Source organism: Salmonella sp. K21076 (genome assembly GCF_039650795.1).
GTDB lineage: Bacteria > Pseudomonadota > Gammaproteobacteria > Enterobacterales > Enterobacteriaceae > Salmonella > Salmonella enterica.
This window is the reverse complement of the sequence record NZ_JBCLYA010000050.1, coordinates 345,669-370,829: the sequence shown is the minus strand read 5'-3', so window position 1 is coordinate 370,829 and position 25,161 is coordinate 345,669. Positions and strand designations below refer to the sequence as shown.

Below are 25,161 nucleotides of genomic sequence, written 5' to 3'. Positions count from 1 at the left end.
GGCTGCGGGTTAGTTCCGCAGCCGGAAGTATTACGGTAGGTATGTCTACTGTAGCTTAAACAATGCCGAGTAGTCCGCATTGCAAATACGCTGCACCGCCGGATGCTGGATCATTCTCTCGGCAAAAATCGCATGATATTCTTCCATGACATTCTCCACGCGCCCAATCTCTATTACCGACTCATCGGCATAAAAATCCAGCGAATAAAGGCTCGGCGCCACAAAAATCGCATCATGCGTCGCGCCAAACGCCTTCATTAAGGCCGCGTCATCAAATTCACCGAGGATCTCAACCTGCAACCCCTGCGAATTAAACCAGTTCAACAACTTACGCCCCAGCATTGAGCGACGTCCCGGCACCAGCAACCGTCGCTCTTCCAGGCAGGCAGGAAACGCTTTTTCAGGAAGCGGATTCGTACACCAGAAACTGACGCTGCATTCGCCGATTTTGACTGAGAATAGCCCCTCCTGCTGCGTGGAATCTATCGGGCAGTCGGAGATAATCATATCCAGCTTGTGCTGGCTGAGCTGTTCGAGCAACATTTCGTGCGTGGACTCGAAGCAACGCAGATGTATGGGTTCGTCCACCACCACCGCCGCATCCAGAACGCTGCTGACCAGACGCTTGGATAAAGCATCGGCGACGCCGACATCAAACAACAGGTTTGATTCTTTGCGGTAATTGACGATATCCAGCATCTCCTGGCTTAGCGTAAACATTTTGTCCGCATAGCGAAAAACCAGCTCGCCCAGTTCGCTGGGTTCAAGACCGCGTCCCTTACGTTTAAATAGCTTCCCCTGTAAACGCTCTTCCAGGGCTTTAATTTGACCAGTAATGGTTTGCGGCGTCAGAAAAAGCGCCTCTGCGGCGCCCACGACAGAACCTTCTTTATAGACATGCCAGAAATAATAAAGATGGTTGTAGTTAATATGAGACATGCTCATTTCTCTCCCTGCTCAATGTCGTAAGGGAGCGATACATCGCTCCCCCTTCCCTTCGTACTGGTTATGCCGGCGCGTTCAAACGCGCGCGCAACCAGCTATACCCCACCACTGCGGAGAGCAATGAACCAATCAAAATGCCCAATTTCGCCCAGTTAATAAGTTCCGGATCGATATTGCCAAATGCCAGGCTGGCGATAAAGATGGACATCGTAAAGCCAATGCCACACAAAATGCCGACCGCCATGATTTGCTGATAAGTGGTCCCCTGCGGCAGATGCGCCAGCTTGAAACGCAGCGCCAGCCAGCAAAACAGGCTAATCCCCAGCGGCTTACCAATCAGCAGACCAGCAATAATTCCCAACGGCAGCATGGAGGTCAGACCGTCCATCGTGACGCCCTGAAGAGAAACGCCGGCATTCGCAAAAGCGAAGAGCGGCAGGATCAGGTATGCGACCCACGGGTGCAGAACATGCTCCAGACGCTTGGCCGGCGAGCGTCCGTGTTTTTCTTTCAGCGGAATAAAGAAGCCGACAATGACGCCTGCCAGCGTCGCGTGAACGCCGGACTTCAGTACCGCCGTCCACAGCACTGCCCCGACCAGAATATATACCCCTGTCCGCCTGACGCCGCACAGGTTCAGCAGCGCCAGCACGGCAATCGCGAACGCCGCCACGCCCAGCGAGACGATAGAAAGATCGCTGGTATAAAACAGTGCGATAATAATGATGGCGCCGAGGTCATCGATGATCGCCAGCGCCATCAGGAAAATTTTCAGCGCCAGCGGAACCCGGCTGCCTAACAGCGCCAGCACGCCCAGCGCAAAGGCGATATCCGTCGCGGCAGGAATAGCCCAGCCCTCACGAGTGACCGGATCGGAGTAGTTAAAGGCCAGATAGAGCAATGCTGGTACAATCATCCCGCCGATGGCGGCAATCACCGGAAAAGCGGCCTGGCGCAGACTGGCTAACGAGCCTTGCATCAGTTCGCGCTTAACTTCCAGGCCAATCAACAGGAAAAACACGGCCATCAGCGCATCGTTGATCCACAACAGCATGTTTTTGTTGATCTCAAGCGCCCCAACCCGTAGCTGAACCGGCGTCTCCAGAAAATCATGATACCATCCACTGGTCGCGCCCATATTGGCCATCAGCATAGCCAGCGCAGCGGCGATGATGAGAATGATGCCCCCAGAGGCATCGCTGCTAAAAAATCGGTGCAGATGTTTCACTTTTTATTCTCTCAATCAGGTGAATTCTTCGGATCTACTATCTTACCTCGCCTGACTCATCGTTAAAATTAGATTATATATGATGAATAGCTCGTTTTTTACGAAATGAAGTCCGACTTACGCCGGACTTTTTTAGTGCAGTCAGTCATTGATGATAGACCGCTACGCGTACAGATCCATTTTATACACCCGGAAACTGGTAATATCGTAGCGATAGCCTTCCCCGTTCGTTTCCGCGTTTTTGTAGTAACCTGACGTCATAGTCGCTTCAAAAAGCACGGTTTTCTCCGTAGGCGCAATCTCCTGTAAAATTAGCAGCCCCATCGCCTCGCTGCCCGCCTGCGGATCGATAATATCGCTCTCGCCAGGCTGGCAAGAGATGGCGCGGCCATTTTCATCAAACGTGCAGTCGGCAAAATGCACCACAATATTGCCATTCTGCTGGATCGCTTTCGCGCTAACGCAGCTACTGTAGCCACGCGCGCCCAGCTCCTTGCCGTATTCAAATGGCCGCATAACGGTCATCTCATTCATATTCACCACGAAATGGACAATGCGGCTGTAGTTATCCGGCGGTAACAGGCTTTTGCTGTCATCACGCGAACGGTAGTTACCGTTATCAAATACCATAAACTCCACTATACCCGGCGTATTATTGGCGATTTCAACGACGTTATGCTGGCCCCACGTCCAAAAGTCACGGTCGGCCGCGTCGATATCCTCCTGTTTGCTAAAGTCATAAAGCGCCACACCTTCACTGTCGACCGGGGTTAAAAGATAAGGCTGATAAGCGTCGTCCCAGTCTTCATGCGTTGACAAAATAAAGCGTAACGCTTGCGTTTGCAGATCGACGCCAAACACCGCGCTCTGATGACGCCCGGACGCAATTAACAACTGATTCGTCTCATTCACGTAGCTCTGGTTTATGTGCAGCCAGTCTTTAACCGTCGGGTCTTCTCCCGGCGCCGTACCTGAAGGACGGGAAACCCGCGTCGTATCCAACACCTTCGCCATATCGTAGTAAGCCGTCTCCAGTCCGGTAGCCAGATCGACAACCGATACGCCGTCTTCATTGGTTTTCAAATCGTCGGGCCGACCCGAGGTATATTCAGAGGGCGCAACAATGGTATTACTGTCCCACGGCCAGATAGAATGGTGAAATTGGTTATCGAGATTATAGAATGTGTGAAGACGCCCCATCATGTCGAACTCATACATATCCAGATAGGTATTTTTCGCTTCTGAAGTGGTGAGGAAATGGCCATTATCAATTCGAACAAAATTATAAGACGGATAATCCTGAGTAACGTACCAGCGCACCAGACCATTCTGATCTAATGCGTAATTATAGCGATCGAAATGCGTAACAAAATAAAACCCTGGCGCCATCTTGTCCACATCGGTAGCAGGTTGCGTCACGTTGATAATCGGAAAACCTAATACGACCTCCGCGGAATCTACCGGCGGTAACGGCTGTGTGGTGAGCGTATAGACGGCAAGCGGCGTATCTGCCTGAGAAAAGACAATACGGTTTTCAGTCTCCGCTACCAGCCCCAGAACCGGCAACAGATTTGCGCCTGCCGTAAGGGTGTAAAGATGTTCTACCGGCATCGCCGTTTTTGCCGCATCCTGGACCGTGACCATGATCTCAGCCGGTTCCAGACTCCAGACGCCGGCATAGGCGCTTAAAGGTGCCGTGCCGTAAGGGTCTAACAACATGAGCGCATTTTCTACCGTATTCTCTTGCGTGACCTGCGCAAGGCAATTTTCATAAATAGCGGTATGGTTAAGCACTATTTCATTATTGATATCGATACCCTGATTAATCGCCGGACGCGGCGCAGGAAGGACAACAGACGTTGCAGTTAACGTATTCATGATAAATCTCCAGTGTATTAATCTCATCGCCCCTCATGGGGACCACGAAAATTAATACTCTGGATTTTTAAGCCGTCCGAATAAAATACCGCAACAACACCTCATCACACTTTTTATTTTAGCAATTCAGTTACATGAAGCGTCATATTCAAATTTTAGGTAATCCAGTACGGCAACAACATTGCCAGGAGACATCCGGTTAAGATGCGGCAGGAAGGGATGGTTGTGAACATAGCGAATAAACGCCGTCGCGCTATTTAACGTCGCATGACGTAACAAACTCACCTTTTTATTTCCTGTGAGATTGCATACTGCCATCGCATAATCCCGTGTGGAAAATGTACGCCAGACGTTGTTGCGAATTCCGCCGCTCAAAAACAACCGCGGAGGGAGATCGCGTTTGGGCGGCGTAACGCCTCTTTCACGCACAAACGAAATATGGCAGCGCCCCTGACGAAGATAGCTAAAATTCGCCATCATACAGCCGCCCAGAATAAAGCATTCGTGATCGAGATAATGCTGGACATTCAGGGAGCGCTCATCCGTCAACGCCTGAACCAACTCAAAATGTCGATAAGCAGGTAATACGGGTTTTACTAACATCCCCGGATCGTTTTTATATAAAATGGCGGGGCCGTAATCCACATCAAATAATACATTGCGGCGCATGGTCAGCGCCTCTTTTCGCTGCACCAGATGCGCCAGCGTGCCGGACGGAAGTCGTTCTTCGTAATCAGAATGATATTGATAATCCGCTTCCACCGGTTGGGCGGAGTAATTCGTTGAGATCGCAACGACCTTACCGCTCTCCTCTTCCGCCGTCACCAGCACATATAAGCTGCTGTCGCCGCCGTTAAATTTCACACGAAACGCCCGCGTGCTCATAGCGATATCAAACGCGGGAAACACAAAATCGCGTTCCGCTTGATTAGCGCGACGGGACAGTTTTTGTAATTCGCGGCTAAAACCCGTGCTGTCTATCGCCAGCGCCGCGCGTATTTCAACTAGCGACGCTCCTTCGCCAATCAACGTGGCAAGGTTCTCTTGTCTGGCGTCGCTCCTGATAGCGGTATAGGAGATGAACGTTTTATTACACTGGCGGCAATACATACGCCGTTCACCTTTAGTGGAAAATCCATATTTTTCAGCGACGTCCCGCCACAATGCGGACAGGACTTCACCAGACCTTTCCAGGGTTGATTCGCCGCCTGGCGAAAAAGATTAAGCGATCTGGCTGAGATAATGGGGAACAAAAAACCGCACGCTCGACAGAGAACATTTTTCCCTTGCGGTAGATAGTCTGGGCTCCCCAGAATCCCCAGATTTTTGCAGCCTGGCGTTTTGCAAGCATCGACATTAATGTGAGAAAACATATTCACTCCCTGCGAATACTACCTTCAAACAAATATTGACTTTATTTCTGCAAGTGAGATGCCTTTTTCATACAGGGTTCGCATGGCACTCATCGCCGTCGCGGTATGCGAGAAAAAAGCCTGATAACCTGCACACAGATAGTTATGATTGGTTGCGCCTGACGCAGAGGGTAAAAAACGATGTTTCGGACAGCCGCCATAGCAGGCGAACTTCCATTGACAGCGATGACACTCCTGCGCCATTGAACGCTGTTTATCGCTGCCGAACTGGCGATTTTGTTCGCCCTGATTCATTTGACGCAGCGTCTTCTGGTGGATATTCCCCAGTTTAAATTGCGGATATACGAAGTGATCGCAGTTATAAACATCGCCGTTCATTTCCATCGCAAACGCGCTGCCGCAGGTGGGAGCAAAAACGCAAACCTGCGGCGGCAGGCCGCACCAGGCCGCCAGCGTCTGTTCAAATAGCTGGATGCCGATATCGCCGATATCCTCACGGATCCAGATATCAAATACCGCATTCAGAAACTGACCAAATTGCAGGCTATCGACCGACCACGGCGTCATCGCGATATGTTTATCCTGCGGCTGCGCCAGCCCATTTTCCCCACAGCGTTCAACTAAAGGGATAAATTGCATATAGCGGCTACCAACGCTTTTCAGGTAGCGATAGACCTGAACAGGATGATGCATATTGGTACGGTTAACCACCGTGAGGGTATTAAATTCTACGTCGTGCTGCGCCAGACAACGCACCGCATTTTCTACTTTTTCATGCGTCGGCTTTCCGGAGCGCGTCACTCGCCATTCATCGTGTAACGCGGCATCGCCATCAATAGAGACGCCAACCAGAAAATCATGCTCCCGGAAGAAGGTCGCCCAGTCATCGTTGATCAGGATGCCGTTGGTCTGGAAGGTATTGACGATGGTTTTGCCGCCACAATAGCGCTGCTGAAATTCAACGGCTTTACGATAAAACGGGATGCCCATTAATGTGGGTTCCCCGCCCTGCCACGCAAAAATGACCTCATCAATATCCTGTGCGGCAATCTGCTGCCTGATGAAGAGTTCGAGGGTCTCTTCCGACATTTTGTAATGGTTTTTTCGATCCGGATAGAGCTTTTCTTTCTCCAGATAAAAACAGTACTTACAGTCAAGGTTACACACCGATCCGGTTGGTTTAACCATGACCTGACAACTTTTCCCAAACATCATTACCTTCCCTGAAATAAAAGAACCTGATCCGGCACAGAGTGACCGGATCAGGTGGGCATCGCCCTAAGTGGCATACTTAATTTTTTATAATTATTCCATTAGCCCCAGGTGACAGGCGTCGGCTTATCGCCACGGGCTTTCATCAGCGAATCGTTATCAATATCCTTTTTATACTTCAGGAACTTACCGTAAAGCTGTTTCTCAATCTGCGGCTGTTTACCAATTTGATTGAGCGTCTCGAAACGATCGGTTTTCAGGTTATAGAGATATTTAGGTTTATTCTGGCGATCGATGATCATCTTCCAGTCGCCGTCGCGGATCGCCCACTCATCCGTCGGATCGTCCTGGAACGGCATATCGATACCGAAGATCAGCGGTTTCTGGCGTTTTAACGTCTTGTCCTTCAGGAGCGGAACTAAAGACTGACCGTCGTAGGTACGATCGGTCGGGAGTTTAAAGTCCATCATGTTGGCCAGCGTCGGCAACCAGTCAAGACCATATACCGGCGTGTCCGTTACCATCCCCTGTGGAATGTGCTTGCCGTATTTGATGATTGCCGGTACGCGAATGCCGCCTTCCCACAGGTTGTCTTTACGCCCGCGCAGACCGTCGGTTTCCCCGGCCAGTTTCAGCTCGTATACCTTACGCGCTTCGCGCGTGACAGGGCCGTTGTCGCTGGTAAAGATGACGATGGTGTTATCTTCCTCGCCCATCGCCTTAATTTTATCCAGCACTTTACCGACCTGCTCATCCATGTAGCTGATATTGGCGTAATATTCGCCGGTGCCGCGCCACGGTTTGTCTGCCCAGTCGCCGTAGAACAGATCCGGATGCTGCTTCTGGTAGTCGGTCATGTACTGCGAATACATATCAAGGTATTTTTTCGGCGACGCCAGCGGGCTATGGACTTCGGTAAAGGCGACATATAAGAAGAACGGATTATCGTCTTTCTTATTATCCAGCCAGTTCACCACTTCAGAGCTCACAAACTCGCCGCTCATCTTATCTGCGCGGCCAATATGTTGGCCATTACGAATCCACCCCGTAGGATGCACCACGCCATAGCGCGGGCGCTCCTTGGCGTTATCCAGCGTAGCATCGGTGACAAATCCCGCCGGATTAACCAACGTATAGTCAAAGCCCATGTCTTTCGCCTGCGGCTGATCGGTGCGATCGCCGCCCGCATTCAGGTGTAATTTCCCCATCATCGCCGTATCGTAGCCCTGCTGTTTTAGCAGATTGGCGATAGTCAGTTCATTACGCCCCAGCGCAACATCTTTGCCTTCCGGTATCCAGGAACGGATTCCGGTACGGAACGGCATACGACCGGTTAACAGGCCCGCGCGGGAAGGAGAACACAGAGGCGCTGGCGCATAATAGTCGGTAAACTTCACCCCCTCCTGCGCCAATTTGTCTATGTTAGGTGTTTTAACGATGCGGTGCCCGTAGGTGGCGAGATCGCCATACCCTAAATCATCCGCCAGAATAATGACTAAGTTAGGACGCTTTGCGGTTGCCGCTTGCGCGGTTGATAATACGCATCCAGCGCATAGCGCCAACTCTATCATACTGGCAACGACTGTTCTTTTCATTTCAACTCCTTTGAGTTATCGCACGGTCTGATTACGATATATTTGCCGATAGACCCGGCTGCGGAATACAGCCTAAATTAATTGCACTATATATATTCGATTTATCTTATATTTCTTCCATTAACATCGTTTTATCGTAGAAATTATTCACACTCATTATAATATTAATACCATAAATATATTTCGTGCTAAAGAAAACACGCCTGAAGCAGTCTATAAAAAAAGAAATCGCGAACGAGTGATGCAGATCTCAAATATGGCCCATATGTCAGAACCGCTATTGTGATGTCAATATATGTTGCTGTTTGAACGGTAACACCCTCATTTAATGGCAGTAAGTTGTCTTTGCGAGAGATTATTCCCATTCGAAGTTTCATTAATTTCATGCTATCCGGTGTGACTTTTACAACAGAGACATAAACTATAAATCAAATAGTTATCACGTAATAAACAACATTATCTGACACGAATATTTGACGATTATATGTCGCTGATATTTTTGAGACATCTATCACCTACGTATAAAAAGACACTCCTTAGAATTCGCTTCTTTACACAACATTTCACTGTGTTTTTACCTCATGGAGTTGAGCATGAAAAATAAGAAATATATTAATAGTCTACTCGCCGCATGTGTTCTTTTCTCTTGCTTTAATGGCCAGGCAGCGGAATTGAAACGCGTATACGGTAAACTTAGCTTCGGATATGGCGACTGGAATAAAGGCTTTGTCAATGTCGATCGCGGCGAAGTGTGGAAAGCGGTAGCCGATTTCGGCGCCGTGTTTGACAGGGGCGAATTTGCATCATTTTATGAAATGAACGTGCTCAACCATCCGGTAGAAGGCCGTAACCATGTTACCCAATTTCTGGGACATTATAGGGTAGTAGAAGGCTCTAACTTTACCGCAATGATGAAACTCTATATGTCGATGGAGAATAAATTCGGTGATGAATTAAACATGATGTACGGGGTAGGTTATCTGGGTTTAACCAGCCCATCAGGCTTTATTAAGCCCTATTTCGCTGTTCATAACTTATCGAACGATTATACCTCTAAAAAGTATGGACAGGCGACAGGCTTTAACGGTTATGTTCTCGGTTGGGTCGCGGCTTATAACTTCGATATGTTTAATGAAAAGTTCGTCATTTCAAACTGGAACGAAGTTGAAATGGATCGTAATGATGCCTACGCCGAACAACAGGGTGGGACGACCGGCCTGAACGGCGCGGTAACGTTTACATGGAAATTTATGCCGCGATGGACCGCCTCCGTCTCTTACCGTTACTTCAATAATAAATTGGGGTATAACGGCTACGGCGACCGTATGAATTACCTGATCGGCTTCAAGTTTTAATAATTAATAAACTTGATGAATATTACTTAATTTCCCCGGTTTGTAGTCGTGAATGACACGACTACAGGCATTGTTTTTCTTTAATGTAGCGTAAATGGATGGTTTATATGAACAAAAAGTTTTCGATATCCCTACTGTCGCTGTGCATTGGTTTGTCTTCAGCCATTTCCTTTTCAGCCGATGCGCGTGACATCACAATTTATTATACGAACGATTTACATGCCCATGTAACCCCAGAAATTATCCCCTATGTATCCAAGACACGTCCGGTAGGCGGCTTTGCGCCCATCTCGAAAATTGTCAAAGATGCAAAAGCGAAAGAGAAAGATGTCTTTTTCTTTGATGCTGGCGACTATTTCACCGGACCTTTTATCAGTACGCTGACCAAAGGCGAGGCTATTATTGATATTTTAAATACCATGCCTTACGACGCCGTCTCTGTCGGTAACCATGAATTTGACCATGGCCATGAGAATCTGGTTAAACAGCTCAGCAAATTGCAATTCCCGGTATTGTTGGATAATGTTTTTTACAGCGGCACAGATACGCCATTAATTAAAGAACCGTATACCATTGTGGAAAAAGATGGATTCAAGATCGGCGTCATCGGTATGCACGGCGTTTCCGCATTCTATGAAGCGATTGCCGCAGGCGTGCGTGAAGGCGTTGACTGCCGCGATCCGATTCCTTATGTGAAAAAACAGCTGGAAGAGTTAAAAGGGAAAGTTGACCTGACCGTGCTGCTCGCCCACGAAGGCGTGCCGGGTATGCAGTCCAGCGCGGGCGAGGCTGATGTCGCACGCGCACTGAAAACCGACGTTGATATGGCGAAATCGCTGGAAGGCTATGGACTTAACGTCCTGATTACCGGCCATGCGCATAAAGGTACGCCAGAACCGATTAAAGTGGGCGATACTCTTGTCGTTTCCACGGATGCGTACACCATCGAATTAGGTAAACTGGTGCTTGACTGGAACCCGGAAACCAAAAAAGTGGACAGCTACAATGGTAAGTTGATCACCATGTATGCGGATACTTATAAGCCAGATCCGGTCACGCAGGCCAAAATTGACGAATGGGATAACAAGGTTAAGAAAATTACCGATGAAGTGGTCGCGCACTCTCCGGAAGTGCTGACCCGTTCTTACGGTGAATCCGCGCCAACCGGCAACTTAATCACCGATGCCCTGATGGCTACCGTTCCTGGCGCCGACGCTTCCTTCTATAATGCTGGCGGCATCCGTACCGAATTGCCTAAAGGTAATATCACCTATGGTGATGTGCTGAGTATGTATCCGTTCACCAACGATGTCATGAGCATGGAAATCAGCGGTAAGGACCTGAAATCCATCATGTCACACGCTGCCGATCTGAAAAACGGTATGCTGCACGTATCTAAAACCGTCCAGTTTAAATATGACAGTACCAAACCGCTGGGCCAGCGTATTGTTGAATTTGATATCAAAGGCAAACCGGTAGAAGACAATAAACTCTATACCGTCGCGCTGGATTCCTTTATCGGTAAAGGTGGTGGCGGATTTACCTTCACTAAAGGTAAAAATATCAAATATATAGGGATACAAACCGCACCGGCGTTGGTTAACTATATGAAGCAGGTTAACAATATTCAACCTGACCACACCATGCGCGTGGATGATATTAGCAAATAAGCCATAATGTTATGCGGTCGATAACCGGCCGCATAACATACTTAGTTATGCAAACAGCGGCATTTTGTATACCCGAAATGCAGAAATATCATAACGATAATTCGTGCCATTCGTCTCTTCGTTCTTGAAATAGCCCGACGTCACCATCGCTTCGAATAAGACCTCTTTCGTCTCTTTATTGATTTCTTGTAATACCAGTCGACCTAACGCCTGTTGCCCTTCATCCGGATCGACAAGATCGCTGGAGCCTGGTTGCGCGGTAATGGTATGTTCAAACTCATCAACCGTCGTCGCGCCGAAGTGAATAACCAGGTGACCATTAGTCAATAAATGCTTAGCGCTCACAAAACTGCTATAGCCCCGGTTCCCGACTTCCGTTTTACCATATTCATACGGACGCGTTACGGTCATCGTGTTTAGGTTTATTTTAAACTGCACCACCCGGCTGAAGTTATCGAGCGGCAACAAACTTTTCGCATCTTCGCGTGAACGATAGTTACCATTATCAAAGACCATAAACTCCAGAATACCAGGCTCATCATTTGGAATTTCAACAATGTTATGCTGCCCCCAGGTCCAGAAATTCTTATCTGCCGCATCAATCCCTCCCGGCGAGGTAAGATCATACAGCGGGACGCCATCATCATCGACAGGAGTTAATAAGTATTGCTTGAATTCGTCAGACCAATCCTCATGGTTCGCCATAATAAAGCGCAGTTCGCCGGAATCCACATTTACGCCAAAAATCGCGCTCTGATGTCGACCGGAACAGATCAGCAAATTGTTGGGTTCATTAATATAGCTTTGGTTGATATGCAGCCAGTCATCCATTGATACGTCCTGACCTGGCGCGCTTCCGGAAGGACGCGGCGATCTGGAATAATCCATCACATACAGCATATCGTAATAGGCGACTTCAAGTCCGGTAGATAAGTTAATAATAGAAACGCCATCTTTCCCGGTTGAGTAACCATCTGGCCGTCCATTGCTATATTCTGAAGGCGCAATCGCCAGATTGTTCTCAATGGGAAGAATGGAGTGATGGAACTCATTGTCGAGAAGATAAACCGTATAAACCCGTCCCATAATGTCAAATTCATACATATTCAGACAATGGTTTATTCCCTGTGACGTCGCCAGGAAATGGCCGTTATCCATTCTGACAAAATTATAAGAAGGGATTTCCTGACTTACATACCACCGGACAATCCCGTTATGATCAAAAGCCAGATTATACCGATCAAAATAAGTAGAGAAATAAAGCCCTTCCTCCATCAGCGAGGCCTGCTGCGCAGGACAGGAGACGCTAATAATGGGGAAGCCGAGGCTCACGTTAGCCGAATCCGTGGGCGGTAATGCGTCAGTCATTACTGTATATTGCCCGACAATTTGCGAGGCAAGGCGTAGGGTAATCTGATTATTCACCGCGGATACCATCCCACACACAGGAATAAGGTTAGCGCCCGGATGTACATCATATTGATAACGCACTGCCTCTGTCGTCGCTTCGCTATCAACAACATTGATCTCAAGCGCGGCAGCTTCATCAATCCAAATTCCCAGATAGAGACTCAACGGGGCGGTCCCGTAGGGATTTACGGTGACAATGGCCTTGTCACAGGTATTAGATTGCGTGATCTCCGCTAATCGTTGTTCATATATGGCGTTATGATTTAACACCAATGCGTTATTGGTATCGATTTTCTGGTTAATCGACTCACGCGGTGCGGGCAAGTTAACCATTGACGAATTTTTCTTATTCATACGTTTTTCCTTATTAATTCAGATATAGACAACGAGCGGCCACAACAAGCCAGCCCGTTGCTTAGCAAATAACCCTACGTCAACAAGAGAAATCGGTTTAATAATTTAAAATAAAATATCCATAAAATAACACCCAGACTAAAACTATTCTTTATTGTCCGAAGATTTTATTTCCCTGGCGCTAATATAAAAGCATAACAATTATGTAGCATTAATGCATTGTGACTAATAGCCTATACCTTTTTTATGGTTGGCATAGGCCTTGCGCCATAATTCAAATTATTTTATGTCAACAATAAATCAATCAAAGCATATCAATCTACTGATAAAAATTAACACTACTATCATTTTATTTTTAGAACGACTAAAAATAAAATTTTAGTTTTTCTAAAAAACCATCATTTTTGTGACACGATACGATTTTCTCTGGAAAAAAGACGCTATTACAATCACGCCAGTTGATCCACAAATTTAATATGCATATTATTATCGCTACCCCAATTAAACCCATTAAATAACATCATGACTATTTATTTAATTAACAGCACGCACACTTACAATGATAAGACCAATGAGCTAAAAAACATAAAAACGGGAAAGATAATAAAAATTGCCGCAATGCGCATAAAGTGTCTGGAATATATGCTGAATCATGCACAACAAGAGATTATTTATAAAAAACAACTCACTAATGAACTTTGGGGGGAAAGAAGTCAATTTATCAGCGACGCCAACCTGACCCAGATTTTATATCTACTGCGGCGCGACCTTAAAGGCTTTGGCTTGAGCCAGTTTTTTCCACGGTGCCTCGAACGGGTATTAAAGTAGATGCCAACATTATTATCAGCAATGAAAACAAAAACCTCCCCTCTTCTTTAAAAAAAGAAGGGGATAAATATATAGCATTATTTTTTGCTTTACTGACCATGGTCATAATGGTTATTTATTTAATACAGTAATTTGATATTAAACAGATCAATCGCATAAGGATGTGCTTCCTTCAACCAAAGCGTCAGGCTGTTTTTCCTGGCTAAAAAGAAAGGTCGACTGAAATGTTGATATCAGTTTTTTGGCATTTTTATAATGGGTGCTATTTGTAGCCAGATAAGCATAAACGGGTAATGTACGAAAAATTATTTCATCAGGCATACGTAGTATTTTTATATTATAACGCCGCACATCTCTAAAATAAGTAGCAATTTTTCCTGGCAAAATCGCAACCATATCGCTTTTTTCAACAACACCGATAACGCCAAATAGTGAATCACTATAATAACCTATTTCCCTGCGCCCCGCATAAGGCGTACTGCTCTTGAATAAATCAATGCTATCAGCATTGAAAGAAGAGAACATATCTGAATGATAGACAGCATGTCTGGCAGCATAAAAATTATATAAAGACATTTTTTCAAGCCCAACCAATGGACTTTTTTCACCACAAACACAAACAAAATCAGATAAATTATCAATAAGAAAACTTTCGATCATCTCATTCTTAATTTCCAGAATTCCCATGATGATATCCGCATAGCCATGCGTCAGCATGGAGGCTGGCGAGTATTCCCCTGTTTTTTTAATCGCATAGTGTTTAATAATATATCGATTCATCAACACAGTATCCAGCAATGCCGGAAAATAGTAATTTTCAGTGATATCACTTCCCAGAACAATGAGTTCATTACTCTCCTGCGCATCTGTTTTATCGCACAGTGTGCTTTCTATAGATTCAATTGCCTGGCGAAATACCTGGTGAAGCGATTTACCTTTGCTGGACGGGACTAATCCTTTGCGGGTTCTGATAAATAACTCTTCGCCATAAAGATTTTGTAAACGAAGAAGAGCCTGAGAGATCGCCGCAGGCGTGACATCCAGTTTCCTCGCAGCCCTGGTTGCATTTCCTTCAGTAATAACCGTATCGAACACTTTGATCAGATTGTAGTCAATTTTTTTAGCATTTTTTATTGGCCGCATATAGGTTATCCTGGCTGGTATAATCTGGCACCATCATTTAAGGCGCAGATTAACCTTGCACCACACTTATTTCAATAAGTAAATCATTTCCTCTATCTGTTTGTTATTAAATTATAATTTTATTGATATCATTTCAGCCTGTGTAAAATAAAAACACATGATGCTATTTTATAAAAAACATCAAAAACATCTGGCACATTTTATAAAAAAGTAAAAAAGCATAATATTATCCCGTTTAATCACAAATGATTCTCTTATTTCTTTGCGGTTCTCTACACTTATCCGTACTGATGTAAGGAGTACTTTACCGCCAGTGAACACACTGACAGTGTGAAACGTACCTTATGAATATCAAAACGGAGTGAATTCATGAGACAATATACTATTAATAACGAATTTATTTATAATGAGTCGTTAAGAGAAATAATATCATTACATGATAAAAAAGTGCTAAAGGTGACGCTAATGCGTGCGCGTTGTTTAAGCTATCTTTTTGAAAATGCCTACAAGAAACTGATTACGCGGGAGATGATTTCACACGCAGTTTGGGGAGAGCGAAGTCAATTTGTTAGCGATGCTAATTTGACGCAACTTCTTTATCTGCTACGACGAGATTTACAACAAATCGGGCTTTTCGAACTGTTCGTTACGCTCCCCAGGCAGGGGATAAAAATCGATGAAAGATTTATCATTGACGCTGCTGACATACCGCCACAAGCTATTCAATATCATACTCACCGATGTAATAAAATTATATCTATTGGTATTCCCACTCTTTTTTTATTGATCGTACTTTTCTTTTTAGCGCCGTTTATCTGAAGATAAAGTCTGTAGACCGTGTCCCGGGAAGGTGAGAACATTTTTCATAATATCCTCACACGACACTGACGGGACACCACCTGCGGTCTGCTACGCGGTTCAGTCATAGACAATGCGTAGCACTGTTAATTGCTTATCTTCATCCAAATAATCTCGTTTTACCGTTGCATGAGGAGACGATATCGGCGTGATAATATTCTCGACAATAATATAACGTTCAACTCCCTCTTTATTATAGCATTGAATTTCTAAGGTTCCCACGTCATTCCAGCAGCCTGCCTCAACAACCGATCCCATAAAATGAATCTGAGCGGTCGGTTTCGCTGTCCCTTCATGAACGATAAAGGAAAGTAAAATCACCGGTATGACGCAACGCATAGACTTCATTTTACTTTCACTCCTGTGCGTTCTCCTCTGAGCGAATATCACCCCTTCGCTTTCTGAATCGCCATTTGCAACATATCCTGAGTCGTGCTTCCCGGGATCACGGTCACCCGTTTTACATCACCGTTTTGCGTCTGAGGCATGACGACAAAAGCAGGCGTGCCGCTAAAGTCCATATGCTGCGCCAGTGCCTGGTTAGTGAGGAGCGCATCATGTACTGCACCGCTGCTTTGCGCTTCTTTTACGGCGGCCAGCTGCGTCGGCGTTAGATAATGTTGCGCCAGGGTGTAGACATCGTGTTCCGTTAACGCGCCTTCCACCTTCCCTGTGGCATAAAGCGCATTATGCCAGTCGAGATATTTCGCCCCGCCCTGTGTAAGCCATACCTGTTCGCCGACTCTTGCCGCCAGTCCGGATACCGGCCAGCGGGAGGAAAAAATAGGAAACTCTTTGAAAATAAACCGAGTATCCGGGTTCGCCTTAATCAGGTTTTCGACCACAGGCGCCATTTTGCTGCACCACGAGCACTGGTAATCAAAGAACATTACCACCGCCGCTTTTGCCTCGCTGGGCCCAACGGAAGGACTGCTGCTACTGAGCAACTCAGCACGATACTGTAATGCCAGTTGAACATACGCCTGTTGTTGCGCAATCTGCTGACGCTGATGTAACGTCTCGCTGGCGGCGACCAAAAATTCCGGATGTTCGGCCAAATACGTTGCCACCACCTCTCCCACTTTATCCGGATGACTGACGATGTAGGCTTCCGCCGTCGGGCCAATTTGCGACGTCGGGGCAGAATCGGCGGCGATTGCCGAGGCGGATACTGCAACGCCTGCCAACGTCAACATCGCCAGTCGGGAAAGTTTTAACGCGTGATAATACATAATAAAAGTCTCGTTCGATAAGATCGGAAAGCCTCCCGCTATCGGGAGACGCCTGAAAAATAGGTTAATGAATACGCGTCAGATCCACGGTTTGCGCTGTCATTACCCGCCCATAGTCATTAATACTTTGCCAGCGCACAGTGCAGCGAACCGCGTGCCGGCACCAGTCCGTTTGACGCGTTGCAAAGGGAGCCACGACCCCGGCGTTGTCCTGGGCGCGCTCGTTAGCGCGTAATAAAAAGAGCGTAACGTAATAGGGTGTCGGATTGCGTACCGTCGCGCCATCGGGGGTAAGCGACCAGATCAGATGCCGGTAGGCCTGCTGCGGATTGCCGGCGAGTCCCTCAGGGCGATAGAGCAATTTTAAAGCCGAACGAAACGCCATTTGTACACGGTTCGCTTCCGGTTTACCGGAGGGAATAGCGGCGATACTCAAGGTAAACAGACTTTCCCTGTCGGCGGGTAGCGGTCCGCCGGTATAAACCACCCGCATTGAGTTTTCCTGGCGCGCTGAAAGCATAAATAATGGCGGCGTGACCACGAAGGGCGTAATATTCCCTTCGTTTTTGGTTCCAGGCCAGCGGCCACCAGGTAAAATATGCGTATCAATTAACCAGGACGCTTCTGAATGGTTACTTACCGGTACGCTTAATGCCGGGGCGCCCGCATGATAGATAAAGCGAGTACCGCCAATTACCACGCCAGCCTGCGCCCATGATATGGGAAGCAAGCACCAATATATCGCGCAGTGTAAAAAGAACTTATTCATAGGCAAGAATGAAGGTTGCGGAGGCATTGGCGTCCCCGGGCGTTACCGTGCCGCCATCGGCAAGATAACGCGCGTAAAATTGCAGATGCGCCGACGCCTGGCCCGGACTGAGCGTCACCACATCACTCTCCTGCCCCAGTGGGATTAAAGTTTTATTTTGATCATAAAGCGCAATCCCAATTCCTGAAGCGTCGCTTTCCCCTGCGGTAAGCGCCAATAAATCCGTATTACGGCTATCCCCTGCACCGCTAAAACTGACCGTTACGCCGCTGGCAGTGCTACCGCAGTTCTGTAAATCGATAGCAAAAGGTTGCCAGGCGGAACCGTCGCCCGCGCGATAAAACTGCCGTTGAGAAACCGCGCCCATCGCCACGTTAATATTTTCCGAGCCTGGAGAGAGCGAACACGTATTGTCCGTGATGGTTCCGGAGACATAGACCCGGCCATCGTGCGCCTGGACGCCGGATGCCGCCAGCAGCATCCCGATGCCGTACAGGATATCGTTACGCATAATTACGATGGCTCCTCATTCATACTGCATATCGAAATACATGACCGCCGTCGCGTTCCCGGACGTGACCGTCGGCCGGGTCGATTTATAGCGAATATAAAAAGACAGCGTGTTGCGTCCGGCTTTCAACGGATAGACCACTGAGTCGGCATTATTGATACTGATGGTATCCTGATCATCATTCAGAATTTCCACCCCTACCCCGCTTGCTAACATGTTTCCGCTTCCCATTCCGGTATCGGTTATTGCCAGTAGCGCGGGATTGTCCGGATCGGGTTCGCCGGTAAACCAGATCTTCGCCCCGGTAATTCCTCGGGAACAATTTTTGAGGTTGATATTAAAGGGCTTAAATTTTGTCGTTGTTCCTGTCGAAGGAAAATCGCCAACTGCAAACTGCCCTAAATCAATACTTTGACTGAGACTGGAAATATCTATGTCGCAAGTTTGCGCCACAATAGTGCCGGTAAATTCGAGGTTATAAGCGAGGTCGTCAGCGCTGGCATTGATTTGTGGACACAGGATTAGTCCCATGACAAAAAGAGCGCAGTGTGATCTGTTCATTTAGTCAAAGTCCACTCGCAGGCTGGCCAGGGCGGTAAACGCCCCTTCCGCTGGCGTTTCACCTGTTGTACTCACCGGGTAGGCTTGCAATGTGATGTTAGCGCGTCCGGCGCTATCGGTGATAAAAGGCGCGACGCTCTGTACATCATTGGGAATAAGCGCGTTTCCTTCATCGGTTTCGACCACTACACCGACATCGGCATTATCCGAAGCGATAGCCTGGGGAAAGTGGCTATCCGGCGTAGCGATAAGACGCATCGTTAAATTGACCTGCGAATCCAGACCGCTGCACTTTACCGGTACGCTGAATTTTTTCGCTCGTACCCCCTCCGGCTTTTGGCCTGCATGGTTGAAATTGCCGCTGTATAATGCACCGAAATTCACCAGAATCGTTTGTCCGGCGTTGATTTCGCAGCTTTGCGGTACGGTCACCGTTCCACTATAAAGAATGCTGTACACGACATCTGTCAGCGGATCGCCTGCGGCGGTCATGACATAAACATTGAACATAGTCTTAGGACTAATATTCACCGTGCCGACGAACGGTTTAACAATTTTGAGCTGAAACTCCAGATTTGAGTCACGAACGTAAAACGGTTGACCCGCTTTCACATTTTCATCATATCCCATCAGGACATTGTTCATTGGCGGATAGATATCGCCCGCCGAAGAATCCTCAATTCGCATTCCGCCTTCAAGGTAGTCCGGGTCCAGCTTTAAATATTTCCAGTTACCGCTCGTTTCTACGACCGGATATGGCGACACATAGGAGCGATAAGTCTGGCTATAGGTCGACGCGCCGGCGGGACACACCGCCTGTACATTAACTTCCTGGCTTTTTTCCAGTTGAACCGTCTTTCCCACCTGGTTTTGTTCTGCCGTCAGAGTGGTCGTTAAATCGTAATTAATACTGGAAGGCACGCCGTTAACGTTTTTACACACGTCTGCGTGTGCGTACTGCGATACGACACTCCCCGCCAGCAGAGCAAATAAAAGAGGTATTTTCATTTAATGACACTCCGCATATTGTCGACTCAGAATCTGACGGGAGGAAGAGAGATGATAGGACGCGACGCACTGTTGATCCGGCAGGTTCCCCCAGCGAACGTGCAGAACGCCTTGCGCTGACAACCCGGAAAGATAGACCTCCCCGGCCTCGTCAACAATCGCCTCCGCATGGCGATCATTCACCGTCACCGTTGCGCCAAAGGGTACAGGCTTACCATTATGATTCAGCGTTACCAGGGCACGCACGCCGACTCGCGCTTTAAAGCGGGCCAGAACCAGCGCGCCTTCGGTCGGCACAACGCGAGTCACCGCGTCATCAATATCGACATCATCAGCCATGGCGTTAACGTCCAGCGCCATACGGTTTTGGCGATATGTCGTCGCATACGGCACCACCGCATAGCCACGCGCGTCCGTATGAATACCCGGCTGGTCGACAACGCCGACATTGGCTGCGCCCGGCGCGGCAATCAAAATATTGGTATTGCCTAACGGCTGGCTTAGCGTCACTCCATGCGCGTGCGCCACCAGGCCGCCGCTCAGGCCATAATTCACCTGCTGGTAATCGCCGTTATCGCTAACGTTATAGCCAATATTGGCGTTGCCTTTCGCCCCATCGTATTCCAGGCTGGCGGCGCCGCTTTCGCCAATACCGTGATTCTGATAGCCTTACTGTATGTTGTAACTAAGATTGTTTTCGTCCAGTAGTGTGCCGCTAAGGCCCGCATTCTGCGTAACGTTATGCTGTTTGTCCGTACTGGTGCTAAAGGTAGCGTAAACATTGTGATGGTGCGTGACCTCATCATCATGTTGCAGCCATTGACTTAGCGGCACCGAGATATTCAGGGCGAAAATTTGATCGCGCTCCGCATCGCCTGCGGATTTGTTATTGTTGTAAGAAACGCTCCATGCAATACCCGCCAGCGTATCGCTGTATCCCACCTGCAACAAAGAATCCTTTTCATCAGTGTGCCAGTAACTTTGCTGACTGCCGGTAATAAAAAGCGATCCCAACCCGCCTAGCTGTTGATTGATATCGAGTTGTACTTTGCCCCTCCTGGTATAATAAAGATTGTAATAATCCGCCCATTCCGGCCTGCTTTTATCGCTGTCAGTCCGATTGTCATCGTCATAGCCGCTCATCCGTTTCCACGTGGTATCATCCAACGTGTAAAAGCCCGAGGTTGAATAGCGATAGCCCATAAGCTGTAAATTGGTTCCTGACTGTGCAAGCGATTTGGCATACAGGAAACGCAGCGATTGCCCCTGGTAGGAGTTATTATCCGCCAGCGTACTGGTAGCCTGGGTGACATCCAGCGACACCGCGCCCCAGTCGCCCAGATTTGCGCCGCTGCCGATCGCCAGCGCGTGATAATGACTGGAAAGTTGTGTTCCGCCATACAGCGTAAAACCATGCGGTAACCCCCATATCAAGGTCGCCTGACTGAATTTCACCTTCTCTTTTTGACTACTATCGCTACGATACTCCGCCACCGTCGCCGCATACTTCAGCCGCCCTTCTCGTTGTAGAATCGGCACGGCGGAATAGGGCACGTTATAGCGATTAATAGAACCGTCGGACTCTTTGACTTCCACAGTCAAATCGCCGCTGGCGGCGGTAGGATAGAGATCATTAATAGTAAATGCCCCGGGCGGCACATAGCGCTGATTGATGATGTAGCCGTTTTGCCGAATGGTCACTTACACGTTGCTTCTGGCAATGCCGTGAATGGTCGGCGCGAAGCCCTTCATGCTGTCTGGCAACATATTGTCGTCAGACGCCAGTTGTAGCCCGCGAAAAGGAAGGCTATCGAATAATGCGGAGGGGGTATAACTATCGCCTGCCGTCAGTTCTCCCTGCAAAAAGACCACATCACGTTCCAGATAAGTACTGATGTGCTGCCAGTCGCTGTCGCTATTCTGATCGCCGCTATTCGCGTTCCATGTGGAGTAGTCGCGTAACCGCCAGGCCCCCAGATTAAGGCCGCTATTCAATCCAAGAAAATAGCTGTTCTCCGCACTGCCGCCTGGGCTCCGATCCTGACTATTCGCGCCGGTAAAGGTGTAATTCAATAGCAACGCGTTAATACCTTCATCCCAGTATTGCGGTGGGATATAGCCTCTGGCGCTGGCAACCATCGCCGCCTGCGGGATGCTAATGTCGAGACGTTGCTGCGCAAAATCAAAGCGGGTCCGGGCGGCCGGTATCGCACTGGCGAGATCCGGACAACTTCCCGCCGCCGCCTTCGCCAACAGTGGAAATGCCCCGGTGTTTACCCCCATATTTTTAAGCATTTCAGGCGTCAGGCAGGCGCGTAATCCGCTGTCATCGGTGGGCGCGCTTTTTCCCGTCGTCTTCACCGCCTGGAAGGCAATGTCTCTGGTCGCGAGAAACGTATTGTTCAGGTAAACGTCAACGCGATACATTCCCGCCGCCTGGGCATTACGGGAAAAGGTCGATAAGTCGGCCACCGCAGACGGGTCGTCAGACAGAAATGCCGGGTTGAAATAGTTTTCCGCCCACCCAGGCGCAGGCGCCAGTGCGATAGCCAACGCCAGCGGAGTTAATACGGGTTTAGCTACGCTGGAGTAATATCGCGTCATGAAAAGCTGATTACGCATAACATCATGAAGCTGGACAAACGCGTGCTGGCGTCGTTGCGCCAAAATCGTTTACCGTGCGCAAAGATACCTGGCCAGGCGTCGCCGGGAGAGTGATCGCGCCTTTCGGCGGTACCATAGTATTCGGCAGTTTTTTCCCCGCGCTGTACAGTTCAACCATCGAAACGTAGTACGGCGAAGGGTTAGTAATCGTTAGCTGGCCGCGCTCGTTACGGCAGCGAAGCGTTGCCGGGGCATGGGCTGGCGCCTCCGCCAGATTTTTCGGGCGGATAAATAGCTTAATCACGCTTTGCGTCGCAATTTGCAGGGAGTTGCCGGTCAGTTTATTTTTATCGACAGAGGGTATCACTTTACTGTTTAAATAAAACACGCTTTCGCGATCGGTCGGTAATGACGGCCCGACATACATAATACGTAATATATTTTCTTTTTTAGGCTGGATCACAAAGAGAGGCGGCGTAATGATAAAATCCGTCGAGCGTGAACCATCGGCATTGGCGACCCACGACTGAATTAAAAAAACATTGCTGGCAGAAGAATTAATAATCGGCAAGGAGGTTTGCTTACTTCCCTGCGGATAAATCACCCTGGTCGCGCCCAGCGCAATGCCTCCCGCCTGCACGGCAAACGACAGGCCGGCCGCCGACAGCAGTAGCAATAATCGAAGGAAAATCGGTACGTTTTTTTTCATCTGCGTAATATCCTGATGCCGTCGGTTTGTTACGCGCAGTGACGCGCGTAACGCCCCTTTCTCGCCTCCCAACAGACGAGAAAAAAATCCCGATAAGGAATCAGGAATAAACCATGCTAAATGTCGCCGTCGCGGTAACATTACCGGCAGTCGCCGTACCGGTAGCGATATAATCCACGCTAAGCGGAATAACGTTTTCGCCATCGTTCAAGGTAACAGTACTGGACGATTCACCAATATTCAGCGCCTGGCCATCCGGTCCATAAAGTTGTAGTGCCACATTCGTCGCCGAACCTGCCCCAGCGGTATTCGCCAGCGAACCCGGCTGGTTTGCGTCCTGCTGGCCATTAAAAATCACCGCCGCATTCTGGCTGGTCTGAGTATCGCAGTCTTCCAGTTTAATGGTGAAATCTTCTTTTTGATTCGCCGCCATACCGGCCTCGGTTAATTTACTGGCGCGAACCTGGCCTAATGTCACGGTCTGATCGACAGAGTCAGCGGAAACAGAACAGGCGGCGTCAACGACCTGTCCGACAAAATTTACCGTACCGCCAGTGACGGTTGTAGTATCCGCTTGCGCGGTGGACAACATTCCGCCAAAGGCAATGGCAGAGACCATTAATGCTAGTACAGGCTTTTTCATTCAAGCTCCTTTTAAATATAAAAATGAGGGTAATCAGATTTTTTAACGAAACGGCTGCTGATATTTCTTCACAGCAATATCACGACTTTTCTTATGCGAAAAAAGTGTCTTCTTGTTCTGATATAAATGTCAGAGGCAATAAAACAGCTACTCAACGTCGTGAGTTAATCTTTACGTTATAATGAGATAACGATGTTATTAATTATTAGCAAGCCAACGGCAAGTTGCAATCATCGACATTTGGTTTTAAAGGACTAGATGTAACATGTTGTTTTATATTGACTTTACACCAGCCGTTCGGCCTATCTCCTTTAGTCATATTGACTTTTTAAAAATAATCTTCTTAACAATTTTCAATAAAACATTTTATTAACGATAACAGGCAAATTCAGTTGAGATATGTAAATATATCGTTGCGTATAGTGCATTAATACGCCACTGGCAGTTTTCCGAGTGCCGTCAGCCGCCCATTATCAATATGGATATACCCGCCTTTTTTTAGTTCAGACAGAATCTTCATAGTCCGACTGCGCGATATCCCGGTACGCCGTTGAATAAAATTCAATACGATAATGTTTTCCCGGTAGGCCTGTGGATAAGCCCAGATTTCAATCAGCAGCGCCCGAACTTTCAGGTAAGAATCGACGCCGACTAATTCACGATCGCGCGCGCTCATCACCATCAGACGGTAAGCCAGACAACGGGCCACGTCGTGCCACAAATCGCATTCATCGGCGATTTTTATAAAATCCGGCAGGCGAACAAATCTACCGCTACAAACCGTTTCTGCGAGCAAAAAGTGTTCCGGGCGCGCGGGAACGTTATAGGTAGCGCCATAGCTGTCAACCATACCCACGACCGATGGCGCAAACGATGAAGATATATGGAGTCGGTTGTCATCACGACAGAAAGAAACAATTCCTGACTCCAGTAATACAATGTAGTGTTCATCATTGGCCTGTAAATAAAACTCATCGCCGATACCCAGCGTAAACGGTTGACCAAATGGCAACAAGGCCGAAAATAAGGCATCAATCGCCGCGTGAGGTTTAGCCTGCTGAGAAAAAAGAAAAGAGTGTAATAAATTCTCATTATTATCTTTAGCAAAAGCGTCGTTCATCATTTTTTTCATTAACGGTTGTCTACTCAATGTAGCGCCACAGTATAACCTCTCAAAAAGTACTTAAATTAATAATAAATAACATCGCTATGCAGTATTTCTGTATTCACAACGCACTAATACGCAATATTTTTAAGATTAAGACGATTCTTAAT

19 protein-coding genes and 3 pseudogenes are annotated in these 25,161 nt (G+C 47.8%); 4 read left to right on the top strand and 18 right to left on the bottom strand.

Translation table 11 applies throughout. The annotated features are described in order from the left end of the window. Positions 1-45: 45 nt before the first annotated feature. From nhaR to AAYN39_RS20645, 6 genes and pseudogenes are all read right to left on the bottom strand, one after another. Positions 46-945 carry a transcriptional activator NhaR gene (gene nhaR / locus AAYN39_RS20670; protein ID WP_000062872.1) on the bottom strand — a complete coding sequence of 300 codons (900 nt, stop codon included), beginning with the start codon at positions 943-945 and terminating at the stop codon, positions 46-48. A 61-nt stretch (positions 946-1,006) separates the two neighbouring features. After that, positions 1,007-2,173: a Na+/H+ antiporter NhaA gene (nhaA, locus tag AAYN39_RS20665; RefSeq protein WP_000681337.1), complete on the bottom strand. Its 1,167-nt coding sequence runs from the start codon at positions 2,171-2,173 to the stop codon at positions 1,007-1,009. A gap of 162 nt (positions 2,174-2,335) precedes the next feature. Then, entirely contained in the window at positions 2,336-4,051 is a 1,716-nt protein-coding gene (locus AAYN39_RS20660; RefSeq protein WP_001094796.1) for an aryl-sulfate sulfotransferase, read from the bottom strand. 126 nt (positions 4,052-4,177) lie between these two features. After that, positions 4,178-5,430: pseudogene (locus AAYN39_RS20655) on the bottom strand (cytoplasmic protein). 18 nt (positions 5,431-5,448) lie between these two features. Next, the gene (locus AAYN39_RS20650) at positions 5,449-6,639 is read right to left on the bottom strand and encodes an anaerobic sulfatase maturase (RefSeq protein WP_000971151.1); all 1,191 of its coding nucleotides are present in this window, start codon (positions 6,637-6,639) and stop codon (positions 5,449-5,451) included. A 98-nt stretch (positions 6,640-6,737) separates the two neighbouring features. Beyond that, the gene (locus AAYN39_RS20645; protein ID WP_000831872.1) at positions 6,738-8,231 is read right to left on the bottom strand and encodes a sulfatase-like hydrolase/transferase; all 1,494 of its coding nucleotides are present in this window, start codon (positions 8,229-8,231) and stop codon (positions 6,738-6,740) included. A gap of 593 nt (positions 8,232-8,824) precedes the next feature. Here AAYN39_RS20645 and AAYN39_RS20640 point away from each other — a divergent pair. Further along, entirely contained in the window at positions 8,825-9,586 is a 762-nt protein-coding gene (locus AAYN39_RS20640; RefSeq protein WP_000791535.1) for an outer membrane protein OmpK, read from the top strand. Between the two features lie 98 nt (positions 9,587-9,684). Then, a complete protein-coding gene (locus tag AAYN39_RS20635; protein WP_000262866.1) occupies positions 9,685-11,256 on the top strand; it encodes a bifunctional UDP-sugar hydrolase/5'-nucleotidase in 1,572 nt (523 codons plus the stop codon). Between the two features lie 45 nt (positions 11,257-11,301). Here the strand turns inward: AAYN39_RS20635 and AAYN39_RS20630 are convergent, their stop codons facing one another. Further along, positions 11,302-13,020, bottom strand: coding sequence for an aryl-sulfate sulfotransferase (locus AAYN39_RS20630; RefSeq protein ID WP_001035853.1), 1,719 nt, complete (start codon positions 13,018-13,020; stop codon positions 11,302-11,304). Between the two features lie 522 nt (positions 13,021-13,542). On the opposite strand from AAYN39_RS20630, the pseudogene AAYN39_RS20625 reads away from it, so the two are divergent. After that, positions 13,543-13,979, top strand: a pseudogene (locus AAYN39_RS20625) (transcriptional regulator). Positions 13,980-13,995: 16 nt separating this feature from the next. On the opposite strand, the gene AAYN39_RS20620 reads toward AAYN39_RS20625, so the two are convergent. Beyond that, on the bottom strand, positions 13,996-14,991 hold the full coding sequence (locus AAYN39_RS20620) for a LysR family transcriptional regulator (RefSeq protein WP_001247397.1): 996 nt from the start codon (positions 14,989-14,991) through the stop codon (positions 13,996-13,998). A 369-nt stretch (positions 14,992-15,360) separates the two neighbouring features. Here AAYN39_RS20620 and AAYN39_RS20615 point away from each other — a divergent pair, with 369 nt between their 5' ends. After that, a complete protein-coding gene (locus AAYN39_RS20615) occupies positions 15,361-15,810 on the top strand; it encodes a transcriptional regulator (protein ID WP_001250363.1) in 450 nt (149 codons plus the stop codon). A 99-nt stretch (positions 15,811-15,909) separates the two neighbouring features. On the opposite strand, the gene AAYN39_RS20610 is transcribed toward AAYN39_RS20615, so the two are convergent. The 10 genes and pseudogenes from AAYN39_RS20610 to AAYN39_RS20565 form a co-directional block, all read right to left on the bottom strand. Then, positions 15,910-16,197, bottom strand: coding sequence for a hypothetical protein (locus AAYN39_RS20610; RefSeq protein WP_000839835.1), 288 nt, complete (start codon positions 16,195-16,197; stop codon positions 15,910-15,912). A gap of 38 nt (positions 16,198-16,235) precedes the next feature. Then, entirely contained in the window at positions 16,236-17,081 is an 846-nt protein-coding gene (locus AAYN39_RS20605) for a DsbA family protein (RefSeq protein ID WP_000291399.1), read from the bottom strand. A gap of 64 nt (positions 17,082-17,145) precedes the next feature. Continuing rightward, complete coding sequence (gene bcfG, locus AAYN39_RS20600; protein WP_001135023.1) at positions 17,146-17,877, bottom strand: fimbrial chaperone BcfG; 732 nt, start codon at positions 17,875-17,877, stop codon at positions 17,146-17,148. After that, on the bottom strand, positions 17,843-18,361 hold the full coding sequence (locus tag AAYN39_RS20595; protein WP_001243237.1) for a fimbrial protein BcfF: 519 nt from the start codon (positions 18,359-18,361) through the stop codon (positions 17,843-17,845). Before AAYN39_RS20595 ends, bcfG begins: the two co-directional genes overlap by 35 nt. A 15-nt stretch (positions 18,362-18,376) precedes the next feature. Continuing rightward, entirely contained in the window at positions 18,377-18,922 is a 546-nt protein-coding gene (locus AAYN39_RS20590) for a fimbrial protein BcfE (protein ID WP_001082042.1), read from the bottom strand. Continuing rightward, the gene (locus AAYN39_RS20585) at positions 18,923-19,930 is read right to left on the bottom strand and encodes a fimbrial protein BcfD (protein ID WP_000701249.1); all 1,008 of its coding nucleotides are present in this window, start codon (positions 19,928-19,930) and stop codon (positions 18,923-18,925) included. Then, a pseudogene (gene bcfC / locus AAYN39_RS20580) lies at positions 19,931-22,552 on the bottom strand (fimbrial usher BcfC). A 4-nt stretch (positions 22,553-22,556) separates the two neighbouring features. Then, entirely contained in the window at positions 22,557-23,243 is a 687-nt protein-coding gene (gene bcfB / locus AAYN39_RS20575) for a fimbrial biogenesis chaperone BcfB (protein ID WP_000742560.1), read from the bottom strand. A 100-nt stretch (positions 23,244-23,343) separates the two neighbouring features. Next, a complete protein-coding gene (locus AAYN39_RS20570) occupies positions 23,344-23,886 on the bottom strand; it encodes a fimbrial protein BcfA (protein ID WP_000743355.1) in 543 nt (180 codons plus the stop codon). A 427-nt stretch (positions 23,887-24,313) separates the two neighbouring features. Further along, positions 24,314-25,018: a winged helix-turn-helix transcriptional regulator gene (locus tag AAYN39_RS20565; RefSeq protein WP_000738610.1), complete on the bottom strand. Its 705-nt coding sequence runs from the start codon at positions 25,016-25,018 to the stop codon at positions 24,314-24,316. Between the last annotated feature and the right edge of the window lie 143 nt (positions 25,019-25,161).

Bases quoted from the DNA above. Each gene is read 5' to 3' on its own strand.
- nhaR (WP_000062872.1), bottom strand. From the start codon at position 945: ATGAGCATGTCTCATATTAACTACAACCATCTTTATTATTTCTGGCAT.
- AAYN39_RS20660 (WP_001094796.1), bottom strand. From the start codon at position 4,051: ATGAATACGTTAACTGCAACGTCTGTTGTCCTTCCTGCGCCGCGTCCG.
- AAYN39_RS20650 (WP_000971151.1), bottom strand. From the start codon at position 6,639: ATGATGTTTGGGAAAAGTTGTCAGGTCATGGTTAAACCAACCGGATCG.
- AAYN39_RS20645 (WP_000831872.1), bottom strand. From the start codon at position 8,231: ATGAAAAGAACAGTCGTTGCCAGTATGATAGAGTTGGCGCTATGCGCT.
- AAYN39_RS20640 (WP_000791535.1), top strand. From the start codon at position 8,825: ATGAAAAATAAGAAATATATTAATAGTCTACTCGCCGCATGTGTTCTT.
- AAYN39_RS20635 (WP_000262866.1), top strand. From the start codon at position 9,685: ATGGTTTATATGAACAAAAAGTTTTCGATATCCCTACTGTCGCTGTGC.
- AAYN39_RS20630 (WP_001035853.1), bottom strand. From the start codon at position 13,020: ATGAATAAGAAAAATTCGTCAATGGTTAACTTGCCCGCACCGCGTGAG.
- AAYN39_RS20620 (WP_001247397.1), bottom strand. From the start codon at position 14,991: ATGCGGCCAATAAAAAATGCTAAAAAAATTGACTACAATCTGATCAAA.
- AAYN39_RS20615 (WP_001250363.1), top strand. From the start codon at position 15,361: ATGAGACAATATACTATTAATAACGAATTTATTTATAATGAGTCGTTA.
- AAYN39_RS20610 (WP_000839835.1), bottom strand. From the start codon at position 16,197: ATGAAGTCTATGCGTTGCGTCATACCGGTGATTTTACTTTCCTTTATC.
- AAYN39_RS20605 (WP_000291399.1), bottom strand. From the start codon at position 17,081: ATGTATTATCACGCGTTAAAACTTTCCCGACTGGCGATGTTGACGTTG.
- bcfG (WP_001135023.1), bottom strand. From the start codon at position 17,877: ATGCCTCCGCAACCTTCATTCTTGCCTATGAATAAGTTCTTTTTACAC.
- AAYN39_RS20595 (WP_001243237.1), bottom strand. From the start codon at position 18,361: ATGCGTAACGATATCCTGTACGGCATCGGGATGCTGCTGGCGGCATCC.
- AAYN39_RS20590 (WP_001082042.1), bottom strand. From the start codon at position 18,922: ATGAACAGATCACACTGCGCTCTTTTTGTCATGGGACTAATCCTGTGT.
- AAYN39_RS20585 (WP_000701249.1), bottom strand. From the start codon at position 19,930: ATGAAAATACCTCTTTTATTTGCTCTGCTGGCGGGGAGTGTCGTATCG.
- bcfB (WP_000742560.1), bottom strand. From the start codon at position 23,243: ATGAAAAAAAACGTACCGATTTTCCTTCGATTATTGCTACTGCTGTCG.
- AAYN39_RS20570 (WP_000743355.1), bottom strand. From the start codon at position 23,886: ATGAAAAAGCCTGTACTAGCATTAATGGTCTCTGCCATTGCCTTTGGC.
- AAYN39_RS20565 (WP_000738610.1), bottom strand. From the start codon at position 25,018: ATGAAAAAAATGATGAACGACGCTTTTGCTAAAGATAATAATGAGAAT.